General features: G+C 63.2%; 21 protein-coding genes and 1 riboswitch. Of the genes, 6 read left to right on the top strand and 15 right to left on the bottom strand.

The window, feature by feature from the left end; genetic code table 11:
- Positions 1-7: 7 nt before the first annotated feature.
- From ACZ3GY_RS22995 to ACZ3GY_RS23005, 3 genes are read right to left on the bottom strand one after another with little or no spacing between them, the layout of a single operon-like run.
- Positions 8-667, bottom strand: coding sequence for an ABC transporter permease (locus tag ACZ3GY_RS22995; RefSeq protein ID WP_465912109.1), 660 nt, complete (start codon positions 665-667; stop codon positions 8-10).
- A gap of 1 nt (position 668) precedes the next feature.
- A complete protein-coding gene (locus tag ACZ3GY_RS23000) occupies positions 669-1,559 on the bottom strand; it encodes a glycine betaine ABC transporter substrate-binding protein (RefSeq protein ID WP_465912110.1) in 891 nt (296 codons plus the stop codon).
- 11 nt (positions 1,560-1,570) lie between these two features.
- Positions 1,571-2,284 (bottom strand): ABC transporter permease, encoded by a 714-nt coding sequence (locus ACZ3GY_RS23005; protein ID WP_465912111.1) that lies wholly within the window; start codon positions 2,282-2,284, stop codon positions 1,571-1,573.
- A 306-nt stretch (positions 2,285-2,590) separates the two neighbouring features.
- Here ACZ3GY_RS23005 and ACZ3GY_RS23010 point away from each other — a divergent pair, with 306 nt between their 5' ends.
- The gene (locus ACZ3GY_RS23010) at positions 2,591-3,865 is read left to right on the top strand and encodes a cation:proton antiporter (protein ID WP_465912112.1); all 1,275 of its coding nucleotides are present in this window, start codon (positions 2,591-2,593) and stop codon (positions 3,863-3,865) included.
- Between the two features lie 45 nt (positions 3,866-3,910).
- On the opposite strand, the gene ACZ3GY_RS23015 is transcribed toward ACZ3GY_RS23010, so the two are convergent.
- The 11 genes from ACZ3GY_RS23015 to nrdR all read right to left on the bottom strand — a co-directional run bounded on the left by ACZ3GY_RS23015 (position 3,911) and on the right by nrdR (position 12,017).
- A complete protein-coding gene (locus ACZ3GY_RS23015; RefSeq protein ID WP_465912113.1) occupies positions 3,911-4,555 on the bottom strand; it encodes a retropepsin-like aspartic protease family protein in 645 nt (214 codons plus the stop codon).
- A 15-nt stretch (positions 4,556-4,570) separates the two neighbouring features.
- Entirely contained in the window at positions 4,571-5,296 is a 726-nt protein-coding gene (locus ACZ3GY_RS23020) for a transporter substrate-binding domain-containing protein (protein WP_463562353.1), read from the bottom strand.
- Between the two features lie 13 nt (positions 5,297-5,309).
- Positions 5,310-5,843: a phosphatidylglycerophosphatase A family protein gene (locus ACZ3GY_RS23025; RefSeq protein WP_225838237.1), complete on the bottom strand. Its 534-nt coding sequence runs from the start codon at positions 5,841-5,843 to the stop codon at positions 5,310-5,312.
- Positions 5,836-6,801: a thiamine-phosphate kinase gene (gene thiL, locus ACZ3GY_RS23030; RefSeq protein ID WP_465912134.1), complete on the bottom strand. Its 966-nt coding sequence runs from the start codon at positions 6,799-6,801 to the stop codon at positions 5,836-5,838. The genes ACZ3GY_RS23025 and thiL overlap by 8 nt, the downstream gene beginning before the upstream one ends.
- Positions 6,802-6,806: 5 nt before the next feature.
- Positions 6,807-7,289 carry a transcription antitermination factor NusB gene (nusB, locus tag ACZ3GY_RS23035; protein WP_463562354.1) on the bottom strand — a complete coding sequence of 161 codons (483 nt, stop codon included), beginning with the start codon at positions 7,287-7,289 and terminating at the stop codon, positions 6,807-6,809.
- Positions 7,286-7,762 (bottom strand): 6,7-dimethyl-8-ribityllumazine synthase, encoded by a 477-nt coding sequence (gene ribH, locus ACZ3GY_RS23040; RefSeq protein WP_225838233.1) that lies wholly within the window; start codon positions 7,760-7,762, stop codon positions 7,286-7,288. Before ribH ends, nusB begins: the two co-directional genes overlap by 4 nt.
- Before the next feature lie 101 nt (positions 7,763-7,863).
- Positions 7,864-8,952, bottom strand: coding sequence for a bifunctional 3,4-dihydroxy-2-butanone-4-phosphate synthase/GTP cyclohydrolase II (gene ribBA / locus ACZ3GY_RS23045; protein WP_465912114.1), 1,089 nt, complete (start codon positions 8,950-8,952; stop codon positions 7,864-7,866).
- A 13-nt stretch (positions 8,953-8,965) separates the two neighbouring features.
- Complete coding sequence (locus ACZ3GY_RS23050) at positions 8,966-9,628, bottom strand: riboflavin synthase (RefSeq protein WP_465912115.1); 663 nt, start codon at positions 9,626-9,628, stop codon at positions 8,966-8,968.
- 13 nt (positions 9,629-9,641) lie between these two features.
- Positions 9,642-10,103, bottom strand: coding sequence for a 6,7-dimethyl-8-ribityllumazine synthase (locus tag ACZ3GY_RS23055; RefSeq protein ID WP_465912116.1), 462 nt, complete (start codon positions 10,101-10,103; stop codon positions 9,642-9,644).
- Positions 10,104-10,195: 92 nt separating this feature from the next.
- Positions 10,196-10,353, bottom strand: a riboswitch (FMN riboswitch).
- Between the two features lie 79 nt (positions 10,354-10,432).
- The gene (gene ribD / locus ACZ3GY_RS23060; RefSeq protein ID WP_463562358.1) at positions 10,433-11,551 is read right to left on the bottom strand and encodes a bifunctional diaminohydroxyphosphoribosylaminopyrimidine deaminase/5-amino-6-(5-phosphoribosylamino)uracil reductase RibD; all 1,119 of its coding nucleotides are present in this window, start codon (positions 11,549-11,551) and stop codon (positions 10,433-10,435) included.
- A gap of 1 nt (position 11,552) precedes the next feature.
- A complete protein-coding gene (gene nrdR / locus ACZ3GY_RS23065; protein ID WP_042553289.1) occupies positions 11,553-12,017 on the bottom strand; it encodes a transcriptional regulator NrdR in 465 nt (154 codons plus the stop codon).
- A 141-nt stretch (positions 12,018-12,158) separates the two neighbouring features.
- Between nrdR and ACZ3GY_RS23070 the strand changes: the two genes are divergently transcribed.
- From ACZ3GY_RS23070 to trxA, 3 genes are read left to right on the top strand one after another with little or no spacing between them, the layout of a single operon-like run.
- Positions 12,159-12,596, top strand: a complete 438-nt coding sequence (locus ACZ3GY_RS23070; RefSeq protein ID WP_463562359.1) for a YbaY family lipoprotein — start codon at positions 12,159-12,161, stop codon at positions 12,594-12,596.
- Positions 12,593-13,255 carry a class I SAM-dependent methyltransferase gene (locus ACZ3GY_RS23075; protein WP_465912117.1) on the top strand — a complete coding sequence of 221 codons (663 nt, stop codon included), beginning with the start codon at positions 12,593-12,595 and terminating at the stop codon, positions 13,253-13,255. Before ACZ3GY_RS23070 ends, ACZ3GY_RS23075 begins: the two co-directional genes overlap by 4 nt.
- Before the next feature lie 59 nt (positions 13,256-13,314).
- Entirely contained in the window at positions 13,315-14,187 is an 873-nt protein-coding gene (gene trxA, locus ACZ3GY_RS23080; RefSeq protein WP_465912118.1) for a thioredoxin, read from the top strand.
- A 99-nt stretch (positions 14,188-14,286) separates the two neighbouring features.
- Here trxA and ACZ3GY_RS23085 read toward each other — a convergent pair whose 3' ends face one another.
- A complete protein-coding gene (locus tag ACZ3GY_RS23085) occupies positions 14,287-14,625 on the bottom strand; it encodes a hypothetical protein (RefSeq protein ID WP_465912119.1) in 339 nt (112 codons plus the stop codon).
- Between the two features lie 122 nt (positions 14,626-14,747).
- Here ACZ3GY_RS23085 and ACZ3GY_RS23090 point away from each other — a divergent pair, with 122 nt between their 5' ends.
- Entirely contained in the window at positions 14,748-15,353 is a 606-nt protein-coding gene (locus ACZ3GY_RS23090; RefSeq protein WP_465912120.1) for a DUF2796 domain-containing protein, read from the top strand.
- Between the two features lie 128 nt (positions 15,354-15,481).
- Positions 15,482-16,189: an ABC transporter ATP-binding protein gene (locus ACZ3GY_RS23095; protein ID WP_465912121.1), complete on the top strand. Its 708-nt coding sequence runs from the start codon at positions 15,482-15,484 to the stop codon at positions 16,187-16,189.

A 16,189-nucleotide genomic window follows, 5' to 3' on the forward strand; every position in this document is an offset into this window, starting at 1 on the left:
CGGGTCCTCAGTGGGCGGCTTTCAGGCCACGGGGAGTGAGCGTTTTCTGCAGCCACTGCAAAAACAGGTCGGCGACGATGGCAAGCAGACTCACCAGCACCGCGCCGACGAAAAGGGTGGCCATGTCGCTGCGACTGATGGCCGTGAGAATCAGCACGCCAAGGCCGCCGGCGCCGATGGTGGCGGCGATGGTCATCACGCCGATGTTCATCACCACGGCGGTGCGCACACCGGCCAGGATCACCGGCACGGCGATGGGCAGATCGACCATGCGCAAACGCTGCCAGAAACTCATACCGATACCTTTACCCGCCTCGCGGATGCCCGGTTCGACGCTGGTCAACGCCAGGTAGGTGTTGCGCAGGATCGGCAGCAGCGAATAGAGGAACACGGCGGTGACGGCCGGCAGCGGGCCGAGGCCCTGACCGAACTGCGAGTAGAACGGCAGCAACAGGCCGAACAGCGCGATGGCCGGCAACGTCAGTACGACGGTAGCGGCGCCCTGCAGCGGCCCGGCAATCCATGGGAAACGGGTCATCAGAATGCCCAGCGGCACGCCGATGATGATCGCCAGGCCGACGGCAATGCCCACCAGGGCGATGTGCTCGCCGGTCAGGCTGACGACTTGCGCCCAGTCGATGTGCTGGAAAGCGGTCATGAAATCCATATCAACGATCCCCCTCGATCAGTTTTTGTTCACGAAGGAAATCGGCGGCCACCGTAGCAGGCGTCACGCGATCGACATCGACGCGGGCGTTGAGGCGACGCATGGTGGCGTCATCCAGGCTCTCGGCCAGGGGTTTGAGCAGCGCTTCCAATTCGGGGTGTTCCTTCAGGTAGTCGGCATTCACTACCGGAGCGGCGGTGTAGTCCGGGAAGTAACCCTTGTCGTCCTCAAGCAGGCGCAGGCCAAAGGAGTCCAGACGGCCATCGGTGGTGTACACCAGGCCAACGAACACCTGGCCATTGCGCAGTGCGGTGTAGACCAGGCCAGGATCCATCTGGCGAATCTCGTTACGGGTGAAGGTCAGACCGTATTCCTTGACCAGCCCATCGAGGCCGTCGGAGCGGTTGGCGAATTCGATATCCAGTGCCAGCAGGCGATTGCCATCACCCGGCTGCCTGGTGACCGCAGCCAGGTCGCTGATGCTGTTGATATCAGGGTGTTCCTCGGCGACCTTTTCCGGCAGCGCCAGGGCATAGGTATTGTTGAAGCGGGTAGGCGCCAGCCAGATCGCGCCGGTCTTGGCATCCAGCTCCTTGACGCGCTGGTAGGCGGCTTCCTTGTCGAGGCGTTCGGTGACCTTGTTGTAGGCCACCAGCGAAGTGCCGGTGTATTCCCAGGTCAGATCCAGCTGGCCGCTCTTCATGGCGTTCCAGGCGATGGTGCTGCCCAGGTTACCGACGATGCGCGACTGATAGCCGTGGGGCCGCAGATACTGCGCGGTGAGCTCGGAGAGGATCGCCTGCTCGGTGAACACCTTGGCGCCGATACGGATCTCGGCCGCCTGGCTGGTCGTAGCCAGCAGCAGGCCGAGGTACAGAACTAAAGACTTCATCATGGATTCCTTCAACGGACCACCCCACGCTCGAACCAGAAACGGCTGACGGCCGCTACCAGGCCGTCGAGCAGCAGTGCCAGCAAGGCAGTGGCTGCCGCGCCGAGAATCAGCAACGGCTGGTTCTCCAGGGCGATGGCCGGGAAGATCAGGCTACCCAGGCTGTTGGCGCCGATCAGGAATGCCAGTGGCGCGGTACCGACGTTCAGCGCCAGCGCGACGCGCACGCCGCCGACCATGATCGGCACGGCACTCGGCAGTTCGACCTGCCAGAGCACCTGGCCGGGCGTCATGCCAATCCCGGTGGCCGCTTCCTTGAGCGAGCTCGGTACGTTGCGCAGGCCTTCATAGGTGTTGCGCACGATAGGCAGCAACGAGGCGAGAAACAGCGCTAGCACGGCCGGGCCATTGCCGATACCGACGATGGACAGGGCAATCGCCAGCACCGCCAGCGGCGGCACGGTATTGCCCACGTTGAACACCTGCATGAAGCGTTCGGCGCTGTGCTCGCGGCCGGGTCGGCTCAGCAGGATGCCGGCAGGAATGCCCACGGCCAGTGCAGCGAACATCGACATGAACACCAGATACAGATGCGCCTGCAGGTAGTACGCCAGGTCTTCGCGGTGCTCTTCGAACACAGCGGGGGTGATCCAGTGGATCAGCAAGGCCAGTACCGCAACCAGCGCCACCGCGCCCAGCAGCACCTTACCCAAGCTTTTCAGCATGTTTCGACTCCAATCGACAACGGGCAACAGCCCGTCGAGCTGGCCGAACGCGTTGCGCGCCAGCCGTCAAACACCGGAAGGGAAAATCGCTCGCCAGACGTTCTGCATGCCTCTGCAAATACGCCTCGCAGCCTCCCGGCCCATGTGTACTCGACCCCTCATACGCCGCTACGGTTCAACCCTTTTGCCATCGTTCTGCCATGTACAAACGCCCACTATCGCCACACATCCAGTTACAAGGCAGGTATCATCGGGCCTCCAAGGTATTCGCCGGGATGGCGAACACCAGCCCTCAAAGGAGACCCTGTGCTCGACCTCGTAGCCGCCTTCATCGTCCTCACCACCCTGCTCACCTACGTCAACTATCGCTTCATACGCCTGCCGCCGAGCATCGGTGTGATGGCCACCGCGCTGATCTTTTCGCTGATCGTTCAGGGCCTGAGCCAACTCGGCTACCCGCTGATCGAGATCGAAGCACAGGAAATCATCCGCCGCATCGATTTCTCCGACATCCTCATGACCTGGTTCCTACCGGCACTGCTGTTCGCCGGCGCGCTGCACGTGGACTTGAGCGACCTGCGCAGCTACAAATGGCCCATCGGCCTGCTGGCCACCGTGGGCGTACTGATCGCCACCAGCGTGATCGGCACACTGGCGTTCTACATCTTTGCCCTGTTCGGCTGGCACGTGAACTTCATCTACTGCCTGCTGTTCGGCGCATTGATCTCGCCTACCGACCCGATTGCGGTGATGGGCATTCTCAAGTCGTCGGGCGCGCCGAAGCCGCTGGCGACCACCATCGTGGGCGAGTCACTGTTCAATGACGGCACCGCTGTCGTGGTGTTCACCATCCTGCTCGGCATTCTGCAACTGGGTAGTACGCCGACGCTGGGCGCTATCAGTTGGCTGTTCATCCACGAAGCGATTGGCGGGTTGCTGCTTGGCGCGGCGATGGGCTACGGCGTGCTGCTGATGATCCGTAGCATTGATCAGTACCAGGTCGAAGTGATGCTGACCCTGGCGCTGGTGTTCGGCGGCGCGGCACTGGCTGCACGGCTGCACGTTTCCGGGCCGATCGCCATGGTGGTGGCCGGTCTGATCATCGGCAACATGGGCCGCAAGCATGCGATGTCGGACGAATCACGCCGCTACGTGGACGGTTTCTGGGAATTGATCGATGAAATCCTCAATGCCCTGCTGTTCGCCCTGATCGGCCTAGAGCTGCTGCTCCTGCCGTTCTCCTGGCTGCACATCATCGCGGCTTTCGTGCTTGGCGGCGCGGTGCTGGTGGCACGCCTGCTGACCGTGGCACCGGCCATTCTGATCATGCGCCGCAGCGCTGGCGGGCGCCGGCAGGTATCCCACGGGGCGATCCGCATTCTCACCTGGGGCGGCTTGCGGGGTGGCGTGTCGGTAGCTCTGGCGTTGTCGCTGCCGCTGGGTGAGGAACGTGATCTGCTGCTGAGCCTGACCTACATCGTCGTGCTCACGTCGATCCTGCTGCAGGGATTGTCCATCGGGCCATTGGTCAGCCGGTTGTACCGCGACATGCCGAAAGCCGCTACGGACGATCATCACTAGCCGTGCAAGGAAACTGGCGACATGCGTGTCGCCAGCTCTTCACGCTTAAAGACGTGACTCCAGCACCAGCAGGTTATTTTCCACCCGCCAACCAACCCGGTTGAGATAGCTCATGCCAAGCAGTGCCTCCTTCGGCGATGAGCCTTCCAGCACGACGGCTTCAACGCCCAGCACCTGCAGTGCGCCGACACTCACCTTGTCGAGCGTGATGCGCCATCCGCGGGCGGTACCACTCGCAGTATTGACCTGAATCGGCTGCCCGCGCGTGCGGTAGTCGATGCCAAGACGGCGGGCCTGGGTTTCGTTGAGGGCAACAGAAGTAGCACCGGTATCGACCAGAAACTGCTGCGAGCGGCCATTGATCGCGCCCTCAGCCCAGTAATGGCCACCGTTGCTGCGGGCTATACTCAGGGTCTGTTTCTGCGGCTCAACGAAACCGCTGGTGTTGTATTCACGGCTCAGGCTGTAGCTGCGCTCCACGCCGTCGACTCGCAACACGGCGCTGCGGCTGTCGGCGCTCACCACCTGCACGCCCCCAGGCCCACTTTGCCCAACACGCACCAACTTGCGCTGGCCATCGACCGAAATGACTGCAGCGCCCGGGAACAGGCCGACGACCTGCACCTGCGGCGCAGCCAGAGTCAACTGAGCAGCCAACAGGCCTGCTATGCCACAGATCAATCGACGCATCCCTGCCTCTCTTGCCTAATCGAAGGGGTAGTGTTGGCCCCAGCGCTCGAAGACCGGACGCAACGCGTCGTGCTCAACGAGCTCGGCCATGCGCTGGTCATACAGTTTCGCCAGTGCTCGGCCGCGCGGGGTATCGGCAAAGCCGATGTACAACGGTAAACGAATCAGGTCGGTGACCCGGTACTTCGACGGCTCGGAAGCACCCGCAAGCACCTCCTGAACCTCGGGCTGGGCATCGATGTAGTAATCGGCATGATCGTAGGCAAGCATCGGCAGGATGCCGCCACGGCGCAGCAGCTCGTTGTAGTGTTTGAGGCCAGGAATGTAGCGCTGGTACTCGTAACCGCGCATCCACACCAGACGGGAAGCGGAGAGCGCTTTCTGATCTGGCAGGGGCTTGCTGGCCAGACTCAGGGCGCTGATCAAGTCCGAGTCGTAGTGCCAGGTCGGGTACACCACACCGCCGCTGACCTCGTTCTGGTAGGACGCCACCCAGGCATCCGCCTCACCACGCTGCACAAGGCCTACAGAGCGGGTGTAGGGCACGATCTGCATGTCCAGCTTGACCCCGGCGGGCTCGAACACCAGGCGCAGGATGTCCCAGGACAGGCCCGTGCCGTCAGCATTGATGCGATCCACCCAGACATCGCTGGCCATGCGGATGTTCGCGGGCACCTCGCTGCTCGCCTGGGCGCAGACGCTCAACGACAACAGTAAAGCCAGCCAGAAACCGTGAATCATCGCACCTCCAGGGTTAGGCGAAACCCAGGCTGGTCGCCAGGCCGTTGCCCCAGCCCCACACCAGCAACTGCATGGCCAGCCAGGCGAAAACACCTGCCAACACATCATCAAGCATGATGCCGAAACCGCCGTGAACGTGCCGGTCAATCCAGCGAATGGGCCATGGTTTGAGGATGTCGAAAAAGCGGAACATCAGGAAACCCACCAGCACCCAGCCCCAACCTTCCGGGACCAGCCACAGGGTGATCCACATACCGACCATTTCGTCCCAGACGATGCCCTCGTGGTCGTGTACGCGCAGATCTTCGGCCACCTTGCCGCACAGCCAGACACCGAACAGCATGGTGACGCCCAGCATCAACCAGTACCCCCAGTCCGGCAACATCTGCCACAGCGGGATGAACGGCACCGCGACCATCGAGCCCCACGTGCCAGGCGCTTTCGGCAGAGTACCTGAGCCGAAGCCAAAGGCGAGGAAATGCCAAGGGTTGCGCCACACGGAGGGCGGCACGAATTCCGCGGGGACTTGTTTAGGATGATCAGTCACAGTGCGATCCGAAATGTTGGTAGCCGCGTTGCTGCGGCTGAATGGCTCGGCCTTCGGCGTCCTGCACATGTACGCCCTGTCCGGCCTCGACCCGACCGATCACGTGTACAGGCTGCCCCATGGCGCGCAGCCCGTCCAGTTTCTCGGCAGGCAGAGTAAAGGCAAGCACGTAGTCATCGCCACCGGCAAGCGCCAGCTGGCGTGCGGTTTCGTCGTCGACAGAGGCCCGCAGGGCTGCAGAAATCGGCAGGCGTTGTTGTTCGATGATCAGTGCCACGCCAGATGCCAGGGCGATATGCCCGCAGTCGGCGAACAGGCCGTCGGAGATGTCCAGCGCCGCCGTGGCCAGCCCACGCAAGGCCTGGCCGAGTATCAGCTGCGGTAACGGCGACCAGTAGTGCGCCAGCAATTCACGAGTACCGTCCTGCTCCTCACGCTCGCCCAGCACGAAGGGCAAAGCGCCCGCCGCATCGCCAAGCGAACCACCGACACACAGCAGATCACCTGCGCGCGCCCCGGAGCGGGTCAGCGCAAGGCCTTTCGGCACTCGGCCGAATACGGTGAGGGTCAGGCTCAAGGGCCCGCGCGTGGTATCACCACCGACCAAGCACATGCCGCACTGGCTCGCCATGCTTTCCAGCCCGGCGGTGAAATCGGCCAGCCAGTCAGGAGACACATCGGGGAGCGTCAGGGCCAGGGTGAAAGCCAGAGGCGCCGCGCCCATGGCGGCCAGATCACTGACCGAAACGGCCAGTGCACGCTGGCCCAGCAATCGCCCAGCAGCATCGGCAGGAAAATGCACGCCAGCGACCAGGGTGTCGGTGGACACCGCCAGTTGTTCACCAGCGGGCACTTCCAGCAGGGCGCAGTCGTCGCCAATCCCCAGCACCACACCATCGGCCGCCCGCGCGCAGGCGGCAGCAGCGAAGTAATGACGGATCAGCTCGAACTCGCCCAACACACTCAGCGCTTGCTGTTGAAGTCGCGGACTTCGTCGGCACGCAGCGTCGGCGCCAGCTTGTCCAGCACGCCATTGACGAACTTGTGCCCGTCGGTGGCACCAAAGATCTTGGCCAGCTCGATGCCTTCGTTGATCACCACGCGGTACGGCACGTCGATGCGGTTACGCAGCTCGTAGGTGGACAGACGCAGGATGGACAGCTCGACCGGGTCGATCTCGGCCAACGGACGATCGAGCAATGGCTCGAACGCGCTGTCGATCTCGGTCTTCTGACGCGGCACGCCATGCAGAATTTCGTGGAAGTAAGCCCCGTCGACCGCACTGAAGTCGTTGTCGACCCGGAACTGGGCCTCGATCTCGTTGAGCGCCTGCCCGGCGATATGCCAGGAGTACAGTGCCTGCATTGCCAGCGTACGCGCCTGACGGCGGGCAAGTACCTTGGCGCTTGGGCCCTTTTTGACTGGCTTACTGTCGTTCTGGCTCACTTGGCCTCCAACTGTGCCAGCAGGCTGACCATTTCCAGAGCAGACAAGGCAGCTTCAGCGCCCTTGTTGCCGGCCTTGGTGCCGGAACGCTCGATGGCTTGCTCGATGGAATCGACAGTCAGCACGCCGAAAGCGACCGGTACGCCGAACTCCATGGATACCTGGGCCAAGCCCTTGGTGCACTCGCCTGCCACGTATTCGAAGTGCGGCGTGCCGCCACGGATCACTGCGCCAAGGGCGATGATCGCGTTGTACTCGCCGCGCTGGGCGACTTTTTGAGCGACCAGCGGAATTTCGAAGGCGCCTGGCGCACGGATGATGGTGATGTCGCTTTCGCTCACGCCATGGCGTACCAGGGCGTCGACGGCGCCGCTGACCAGGCTCTCGACCACGAAGCTGTTGAAGCGGCCGACCACCAGGGCGAAGCGACCCTCGGGAGCGATGAAATTACCTTCGATAGTCTTGAGTGTCATAGCGAGTTCTCGAGCTGTCTTTTAAAGAGCCAGGGCCTGCCATGGCAGGCCCTGAAAATAGTGGCGGTGGGCTAAAGGTAGCTCACCGCGATAGTCACCCGTTATTTCGGGGGCAGGTATTCTACAACTTCCAGATCGAAACCGGATATCGCATTGAACTTCATCGGCGCACTCATCAGGCGCATCTTGCGCACACCGAGGTCACGCAGGATCTGCGAACCGGCACCGACCGTGCTGTAGGTACTAGGCGTCTTGCTGGTGGCACCATCCGCTTCACGGATATGCGCCAGCACTTCGTCGCCGTCCAGCGAATGGCCGAGCAGCAGCACCACGCCGCTACCGGCATTGGCCACTTCGGTCATCGCCGCACGCAGGCTCCAGCGGCCCGGCTGACGCACCATCAGCAGGTCGCGCATCGGATCCATGTTGTGTACGCGCACCAGGGTCGGCTCTTCCGGGCAGATGGTGCCCAGGGTCAACGCCATGTGCACATCGCCTTCCACCGAATCGCGATAGGTGACCAGATGGAACTGACCGACTTCGCTATCCAGCGGCTGCTCGGTCACGCGGGTAACGGTGCGCTCGTGCAGCATGCGGTAGTGGATCAGGTCGGCGATGGTGCCGATCTTGATGCCATGTTGCTCGGCGAATACTTCCAGCTCCGGGCGACGAGCCATGGTGCCGTCGTCATTCATGATCTCGCAGATCACCCCACTCGGCTCATAGCCGCCCATGCGAGCCAGGTCGCAGGCCGCTTCGGTGTGGCCGGCGCGCGACAACACGCCACCTGGCTGAGCCATCAGCGGAAAGATATGGCCGGGGCTGACGATGTCTTCGGCAACCGCGTTCTTCGCGGCAGCAGCCTGCACGGTGCGAGCGCGGTCAGCGGCGGAGATACCGGTGGTGACGCCCTCGGCGGCTTCGATGGAGACGGTGAACTTGGTGCCGAAACCCGAGCCGTTGCGTGGTGCCATGAGCGGCAGCTTGAGGGTTTCGCAGCGCTCACGGGTCATCGGCATGCAGATCAGGCCACGGGCGAAGCGCGCCATGAAGTTGATGTGCTCGGCGGTCACGCATTCCGAGGCGATGATCAGGTCGCCTTCGTTCTCGCGGTCTTCGTCATCCATGAGGATAACCATCTTGCCGGCACGAATGTCTTCGACCAGCTCTTCGATACTGTTGAGTGCCATGGTGGCGGTGTCCTTAATTCTTCAGGTAGCCGTGTTCGGCGAGAAAACCTTCGGTGAGCCCGGCACTGCTGGGCTCGGCGGCCTTGTCACCGAGCAGCAGGCGCTCCAGGTAACGGGCCAGCAGGTCGACCTCGAGATTGACCCGGCGCCCTGGGCGGTAGTCGGCCATGATGGTTTCGGCCAGGGTGTGCGGCACGATGGTCAGCTCGAACTCGGCGCCATCCACGGCGTTCACCGTGAGGCTGGTACCGTCGACGGTGATCGATCCCTTGTGGGCGATGTACTTGGCGAGCTCACGCGGGGCGCGCACCTTGAACTGAATGGCGCGGGCGTTCTCCTCACGAGAGACGATCTCGCCGACGCCATCGACATGGCCGCTGACCAGGTGACCACCCAGGCGGGTGGTAGGCGTCAGGGCTTTTTCCAGATTGACCGGGCTACCGGTCTTGAGATCGATAAAGGCAGTACGCGCCAGGGTTTCGCGGCTGACATCGGCCCAAAAGCCGTCGCCTGGCAATTCGACCGCGGTCAGGCACACACCATTGACCGCGATGCTATCGCCCAGAGCCACATCAGCCAGATCGAGCTTGGCGGCCTTGACGTAGACACGCACATCGCCGCCCTTGGGGGTGATGGCGGCAATGCTGCCGATGGATGCGATGATTCCAGTGAACATTAAGTGCTCCTCGTCAGACCGGCAGTTCTTTGAGCTTGCGCAGCGTATCGGCACAAGTACGCGCCGCTTCGGCACCCTTGACCAGGAAATGCTCGCGGAAGAACGTCTGGTGCTCTTCGCCGGCATGGAAATGGTGGGGCGTAAGCACTGCAGAGAACACCGGTACGTCGGTTTCCAGCTGCACCTGCATCAGGCCCTCGATCACCGCCTGGGCGACAAACTCGTGACGGTAGATGCCGCCATCAACCACCAGCCCGGCAGCGACGATGCCAGCATAGCGGCCGCTCTTGGCCAGACGCTTGGCATGCAGGGGAATTTCGAAGGCGCCGCCGACTTCGAAGCAGTCTATCTCGCTCGCGGCATAGCCTTGGCGTTGCATCTCTTCGAGAAAGGCATTGCGGGACTGATCGACGATTTCGCGGTGCCAGCAGGCCTGCACGAAGGCGACCCGGCGTACTTGAGAAGTAATGGACATGTTCAACTCCTGTTTATGGCTAAAACAGGGCAGTTTTGATCGATAGGGACAGTACAGACATGCGGCAGCCACAAGGGCGCCCAGCCAGGCAATCCCGCTCTCTCTTCATCCGGACTATACCGTCGGCTCCGGAATCACACCGGATCTGCTTGTCCCCGGGCGGCTGGTGGCCGTACCGGGCGCTCGCGGGCTAGGAGCATTGCGCGCCATTACCGCCGGTGGGGAATTACACCCCGCCCTGAGAACGTTGTGGCCGCGCTGTGCGGCCGAGAGGCGTTTTACCATAGTTGCCGTGGCGGTGCACGGAGGGCGTGTGCCAACGGCGAACCTTACGTGGCGGACTCGGGCACCGCGATTATCCGCCAATCGTCGCCCACAGCACGTATGTCGACGATCTTCAACGGTTTGGCCTCGGCCATCCGCGCCAGAGGTAGATCGAGTAGCGGCCTGGCGCTGGAGCCAAGGAATTTGGGTGCGACGAACAACTGATATTCATCGACCAGGCCCAGCCGGGCGAAAGCGCCAGCCAGTTTCGGCCCGGCCTCGACCAACACCTCATTGGCCCCCCGGCTAGCAAGCTCTAGCAGCAGCTTGCGCAGATCGACATGGCCGTTGTTGCCCGGTATCGCCAGCAGTTCGTGACCCTCATCGAGGTAGCGATCCCGCGAGGCCGCCGCCGCGCATGTCGCCACCAGCGCCGAACCGGCCTGGAAGAACGGCGCACTCAGCGGAACACGCAAACGCCCATCGACCAGTACGCGCAGCGGCGGACGCGCCTGAGCCAAGGCCGTGAGTTCGGCGCCCAGACCCAGTTCGTCGGGCCTTACCGTCAAGCGGGCGGCATCGGCCAACAGCGTATCGGCACCACTCAGAACCACGCTCGAACGCGCGCGCAGCCGTTGTACTGCTGCACGAGCAGCCGGCCCAGTGATCCATTGGCTTTCGCCGCTGGCCATGGCCGTGCGCCCGTCCAGGCTCATGGCGAGCTTGACGCGCACCAGCGGCAGGCCCTTTTCCATTCGCTTGACGAAGCCGGCGTTCAGCGCCCGCGCCTCACTTTCCAATACACCGCCTTGCACCGAGATGCCGGCATTCATCAGCCTCAACAGCCCCCTGCCGGCCACCTGCGGGTTGGGATCCTGCATCGCCGCGACCACGCGGGCGACACCGGCCTCAAGCAGAGCGTCGGCACAAGGCGGCGTACGCCCATGGTGGCTACAGGGTTCCAGGGTGACGTAGGCGGTGGCGCCGCGCGCTTTGTCGCCAGCCTGACGCAAGGCGTACACCTCGGCATGGGGCTCGCCAGCCTTGGCGTGCCAACCTTCGCCGATGATCTTGCCGTCGCGCACGATCACACAACCGACACGGGGATTAGGGTGAGTGGAATACAGCCCCTTGCGCGCCAACTCGAGCGCGCGAGCCATGAATGCCTGATCGCTGGTGCTCATCTCAGTCCTGATTGGGCTCGCGGGAAAGACGGTCGATTTCCTCACGGAATTCATTGAGATCCTGGAAGCGGCGATACACCGAAGCGAAGCGGATATAGGCCACTTCGTCGAGTTTCTGCAGCTCGGTCATCACCAGCTCGCCAAGCACCAGCGACTTGATCTCGCGCTCGCCAGTGGCCCGTAGTCGATGCTTGATATGGGCGATGGCCGCCTCCAGCCGCTCGATGCTCACCGGGCGTTTTTCCAGCGCACGCTGCATGCCGGCGCGCAGCTTGTCTTCGTCGAAGGGCTGGCGGCTGCCGTCCTGCTTGATCAGGCGCGGCATCACCAGCTCGGCGGTCTCGAAGGTGGTGAAACGCTCACCACAGGCCAGGCATTCTCGCCGGCGACGCACCTGATCGCCCTCGGCGACCAGACGCGAATCGATGACCTTGGTGTCGTTGGCAGAGCAGAAGGGGCAGTGCATGGTCGGAACAGCCAGGCGGGAAAGCCCGCATGGTAGCGCATCCACCCAACCCGGTGCCAAGCGCCGCAGGGCCACTTTCCTTTGCATTCGCCGGTGGCTATGGGGAGAATCCAGGCATTGCCCGCCTGCCAGGATCCCTCCATGCCATTGCGCCCGCTCGCCCTGCTCAGTTTCGCCGCCTTGCTCGTCGCTTGCGCCGGCGAAACACCACCACCTGCGGCCCCACCCGCAGCGCCTGCGCCCAAACAGGAGCCTGCTGCGACGCCGGCGCATCTGCGCGACCTCACTGGCACCCTGCTCGACGTGCCCGCGGGCGCCGATGTGGAACTGGCCCTGCTGACCATCAACGAACGCGGTCTACCTCACAAACTGCTGGGCAATATCCAACTGCGTGGAACGGGTACGCCGCTGCCGTTCCGCCTGCAGTTCAACCCCGAGAACTTCGACCAGGGCATTCGCGTGGAGCTGCGCGGTCGCGTGCATCAGTCGGGCAAGCTGGTGTTGCACATGCCTAGCCAGTTGATCCGTGAGCCGCAGAGCCAGACGCTCGGTGAAATCCGCGTAACGCCTGCGCTGTGACTCCACCGCACCACCTGCAAGCAGCCCTGGGCGAATTGCTCGGCGATGCCCGCCTGAGCGCGACCATTCTGCCGGGTACCGACCTGCGCCTGTGGTTAATCGACCCGGCGAACATGGATCGCTGCTTTAGCCCCGAGGAAACCCGACGGATTCTCGAGGAGCCGCCTTACTGGTGCTTCTGCTGGGCCAGCGGCCTGGTGCTGGTGGACTGGCTGGCCCAGCACCCGGAATGGGTGCGCGGCAAGCGGGTTCTGGATGTCGGCAGCGGCTCGGGTGTGGCAGCCATCGCTGCCGCGCGGGCTGGTGCGGCGCAGGTGGTAGCCTGCGACCTTGATCCGCTGGCGCTTGCCGCCTGCCAGGCCAATGCCGAACTCAATGGCGTGCAGCTGGAGTATTCGAGCGATCTGTTCGCCGAGCGCCGCGACTACGATCTGGCGATCGTCGCCGACGTGCTCTACGACCGCGCCAACCTGCCCCTGCTCGACCGCGTTCTCGAACATGCCAGCCAGGTGCTGGTGGCCGACTCTCGCGTGCGGGATTTCAGTCATCCGGCCTATCGACGCATCGGCGGCCTGGAGGGTTGTACCTGGCCGGATCTGGCAGAGCCGGAAACCTTCCGCCACGTCAGCCTCTATCATGCCGACGGTGGCCCCTTGTAGCCGCGCACCTGCGCCCGCATTTATAGTCATACCCATTTTCGCCCAGACAGAGACCGACCATGAGCGACACCCCCTATATCTTCGAGATCAACGGCGCCGCCCAGTTTGAGCAACTGGTCATCGAGAACTCCTTCACCAAGCCTGTGCTGGTGGACTTCTGGGCCGAATGGTGTGCGCCCTGCAAGGCACTGATGCCGTTGCTGACCCAGATCACCGAGGGCTATCAGGGCGAGCTGCTGCTGGCCAAGGTGAACTGCGATATCGAGCAGGAAATCGTCGCCCGTTTCGGCATCCGCAGCTTGCCGACAGTGGTGCTGTTCAAGAATGGCCAGCCGGTCGACGGTTTCCAGGGCGCGCAACCCGAATCGGCGATCCGCGCCTTGCTGCAGCCCCATGTCGCCGAGCCTGCTGCGCCTGAGGCCGACCTGCTGGAAGTAGCCCAGCAAGCCTTCGCCGATGGCCGCATCGGCGAGGCCGAAGCCCTGCTCAAGCAGAAGCTCGGCGAGGACAACAGCAACGCTGCCGCGCTGATTCTGTATGCCCGCTGCCTGGCAGAGCGCGGCGAGCTGGGCGAGGCGCAACAGGTACTCGATGCAGTCAAGGGTGATGAACACAAACAGGCCCTGGCCGGAGCCCGCGCGCAACTGACCTTCTTGCGTGAAGCGGCCAACCTGCCGGATGCCGCCACGCTGAAAAGCCGCCTGGCGCAGAATGCGGAGGACGACGAAGCCGCCTACCAGTTGGCCATTCAGCAGCTCGCCCGCCAGCAGTACGAACCGGCTTTGGACGCCCTGCTGAAACTCTTCGTGCGCAACCGCAACTACGCTGATGGCCTGCCGCACAAGACCCTGCTGCAAGTGTTCGACCTGCTCGGCAATGACCACCCGCTGGTGACCTCTTACCGTCGCCGGGTGTATCAGGCTCTCTATTAATTCCGAGAACCTGTCCCGTAGGAGCCCGCTTGCCGGCGATGCAAGGCTGATGTCGACATCGCTATCGCCGGCAAGCCGGCGCCTACACAGACTTGCTGGTTACGGCTGTTCTACCCAGCAATAAACCGGCGCATCCGGGCCGGTTTCCATGCGTACCTGCTCGCAATGACGCAGGCGCACCAACAAACGCTTACCCGCCACCTCACCGCCAGCCAGAGCGGCCAGCTGCGCCAGCAACTGCGGCCCCTCGACACGTCCGGCACGGCGCAACAGCTCAAGCACCGTTTGCCATTGCACGTCCTGATCCGGCTGAACGGCCTGGGGTGTAACAACCGGCGACACCGGTACAGCGGCCGCCAACTGCGCCCAGTCCTGTGGATCGAGTTCCACCGTCAAATCCACCGGCCAGTCGCCGATCCGTCCACGAATACGCACCATCACCACCTCCAAACTATCCGGATGCCATGCTCCCACAGGCAGGCAAACCAAGCATCCCCCTCTATCTCCGCCCATAAATTTGTTATAACGTATCAATACCTTCAACGCATCGGAGCCTTTTCATGCGCCGCCTATTGCTCGCCCTGCCCTTCGCCCTGCTTCCTCTGGCCGCTGCTCACGCGCAGAACCATGACCACGATCACGACCATGAACACGGTAGCCTCGGCAAACATGAGCACGGTGTCGCCACGCTGAACGTCGCGCTGGAGGGCAACACCCTGGAGATCGAACTGGAGAGCCCGGCCATGAACATCGTCGGCTTCGAGCATGCCGCAACCAGCGAGGCCGACAAGAAAACCGTCGCCGCCGCCCGCGCTCTGCTGGAAAAGCCACTCGCGCTGTTCAGCCTGCCCGCTGCAGCCGGTTGCAGCCTCACCGAGCATGAACTGCAAAGCCCGCTGTTCGGCAACGCTGAAGCCGACCACGACCACGACCACGACCACGACCACGATGAACATGCTGACGGCGACGAGCATCACCACGAGCACAGCGATATCGATGCCGACTACAGCTTTACCTGCAAACAGCCGGGCGCTCTGAAGACGCTCGACCTGTCGGCCTTCTACAAGCAGTTCCCGGCGACCCAGAAGATCAACGTGCAACTGATCGGCCCAAGCGGCCAGCAGGGTGTCGAGTCGACGCCGGCCAATGCACAACTGACGTTCTGATCGGCTTGGCGGATGCCTCCAGCAGGAGGCATCCGCATTCGCACACGTCCTGCAACACCCCTCGGGTCAGCATTTCGCGCCCATGACTGGCACACTTGCCCCTTTCATCTCCAGCGCCAGCAGTCCCCATGACCTCAGCACTGATCGAACTCACCGACCTCGGTTTCTCCTGGCCCGGCCAGGACGAGCTTCTGGATATCCCGAATTTTCACCTGCAGCGCGGCGAAACCCTGTTTCTCAAGGGCCCCAGCGGCAGTGGCAAGACCACCCTGCTCGGCCTGCTCGGCGGCGTGCAGAAGCCTGGCCGAGGCAACATTCGCCTGCTCGGCGAGGATCTCGCCGCCCTCTCGGCAGCGCGCCGGGATCGCTTCCGTGTCGACCACACCGGCTACATCTTTCAGCAATTCAACCTGCTGCCCTTTCTGAGCGTTCGCGCCAACGTCGAACTGCCCTGCCGCTTCTCCAGCCTTCGTGCACAACGTGCAACGCAGCGCTATGGCAGTGTGGATCAGGCCGCGGCGAAACTGTTGGAGCACCTGAGCCTGCCCCCAGAGTTGCTCGAACGGCGTGCGGACTCGCTGTCCATCGGCCAGCAGCAGCGCGTAGCCGCGGCTCGCGCGCTGATTGGTCAGCCGGAACTGGTGATCGCCGACGAACCGACTTCGGCGCTGGACGCCGACGCGCGCCAAGCCTTCCTCGAACTGCTGTTCGGCGAATGCCGTGATGTCGGCGCCAGCCTGCTGTTCGTCAGCCACGACCAGAGCCTGGCCCCATTGTTCGACCGCAGCCTGTCGCTGGCCGAACTCAACCGCGCCAGCAAACCCCAGGAGGTCTGA

It is taken from the genome of Pseudomonas sp. PME37.24/006 (assembly GCF_055556635.1).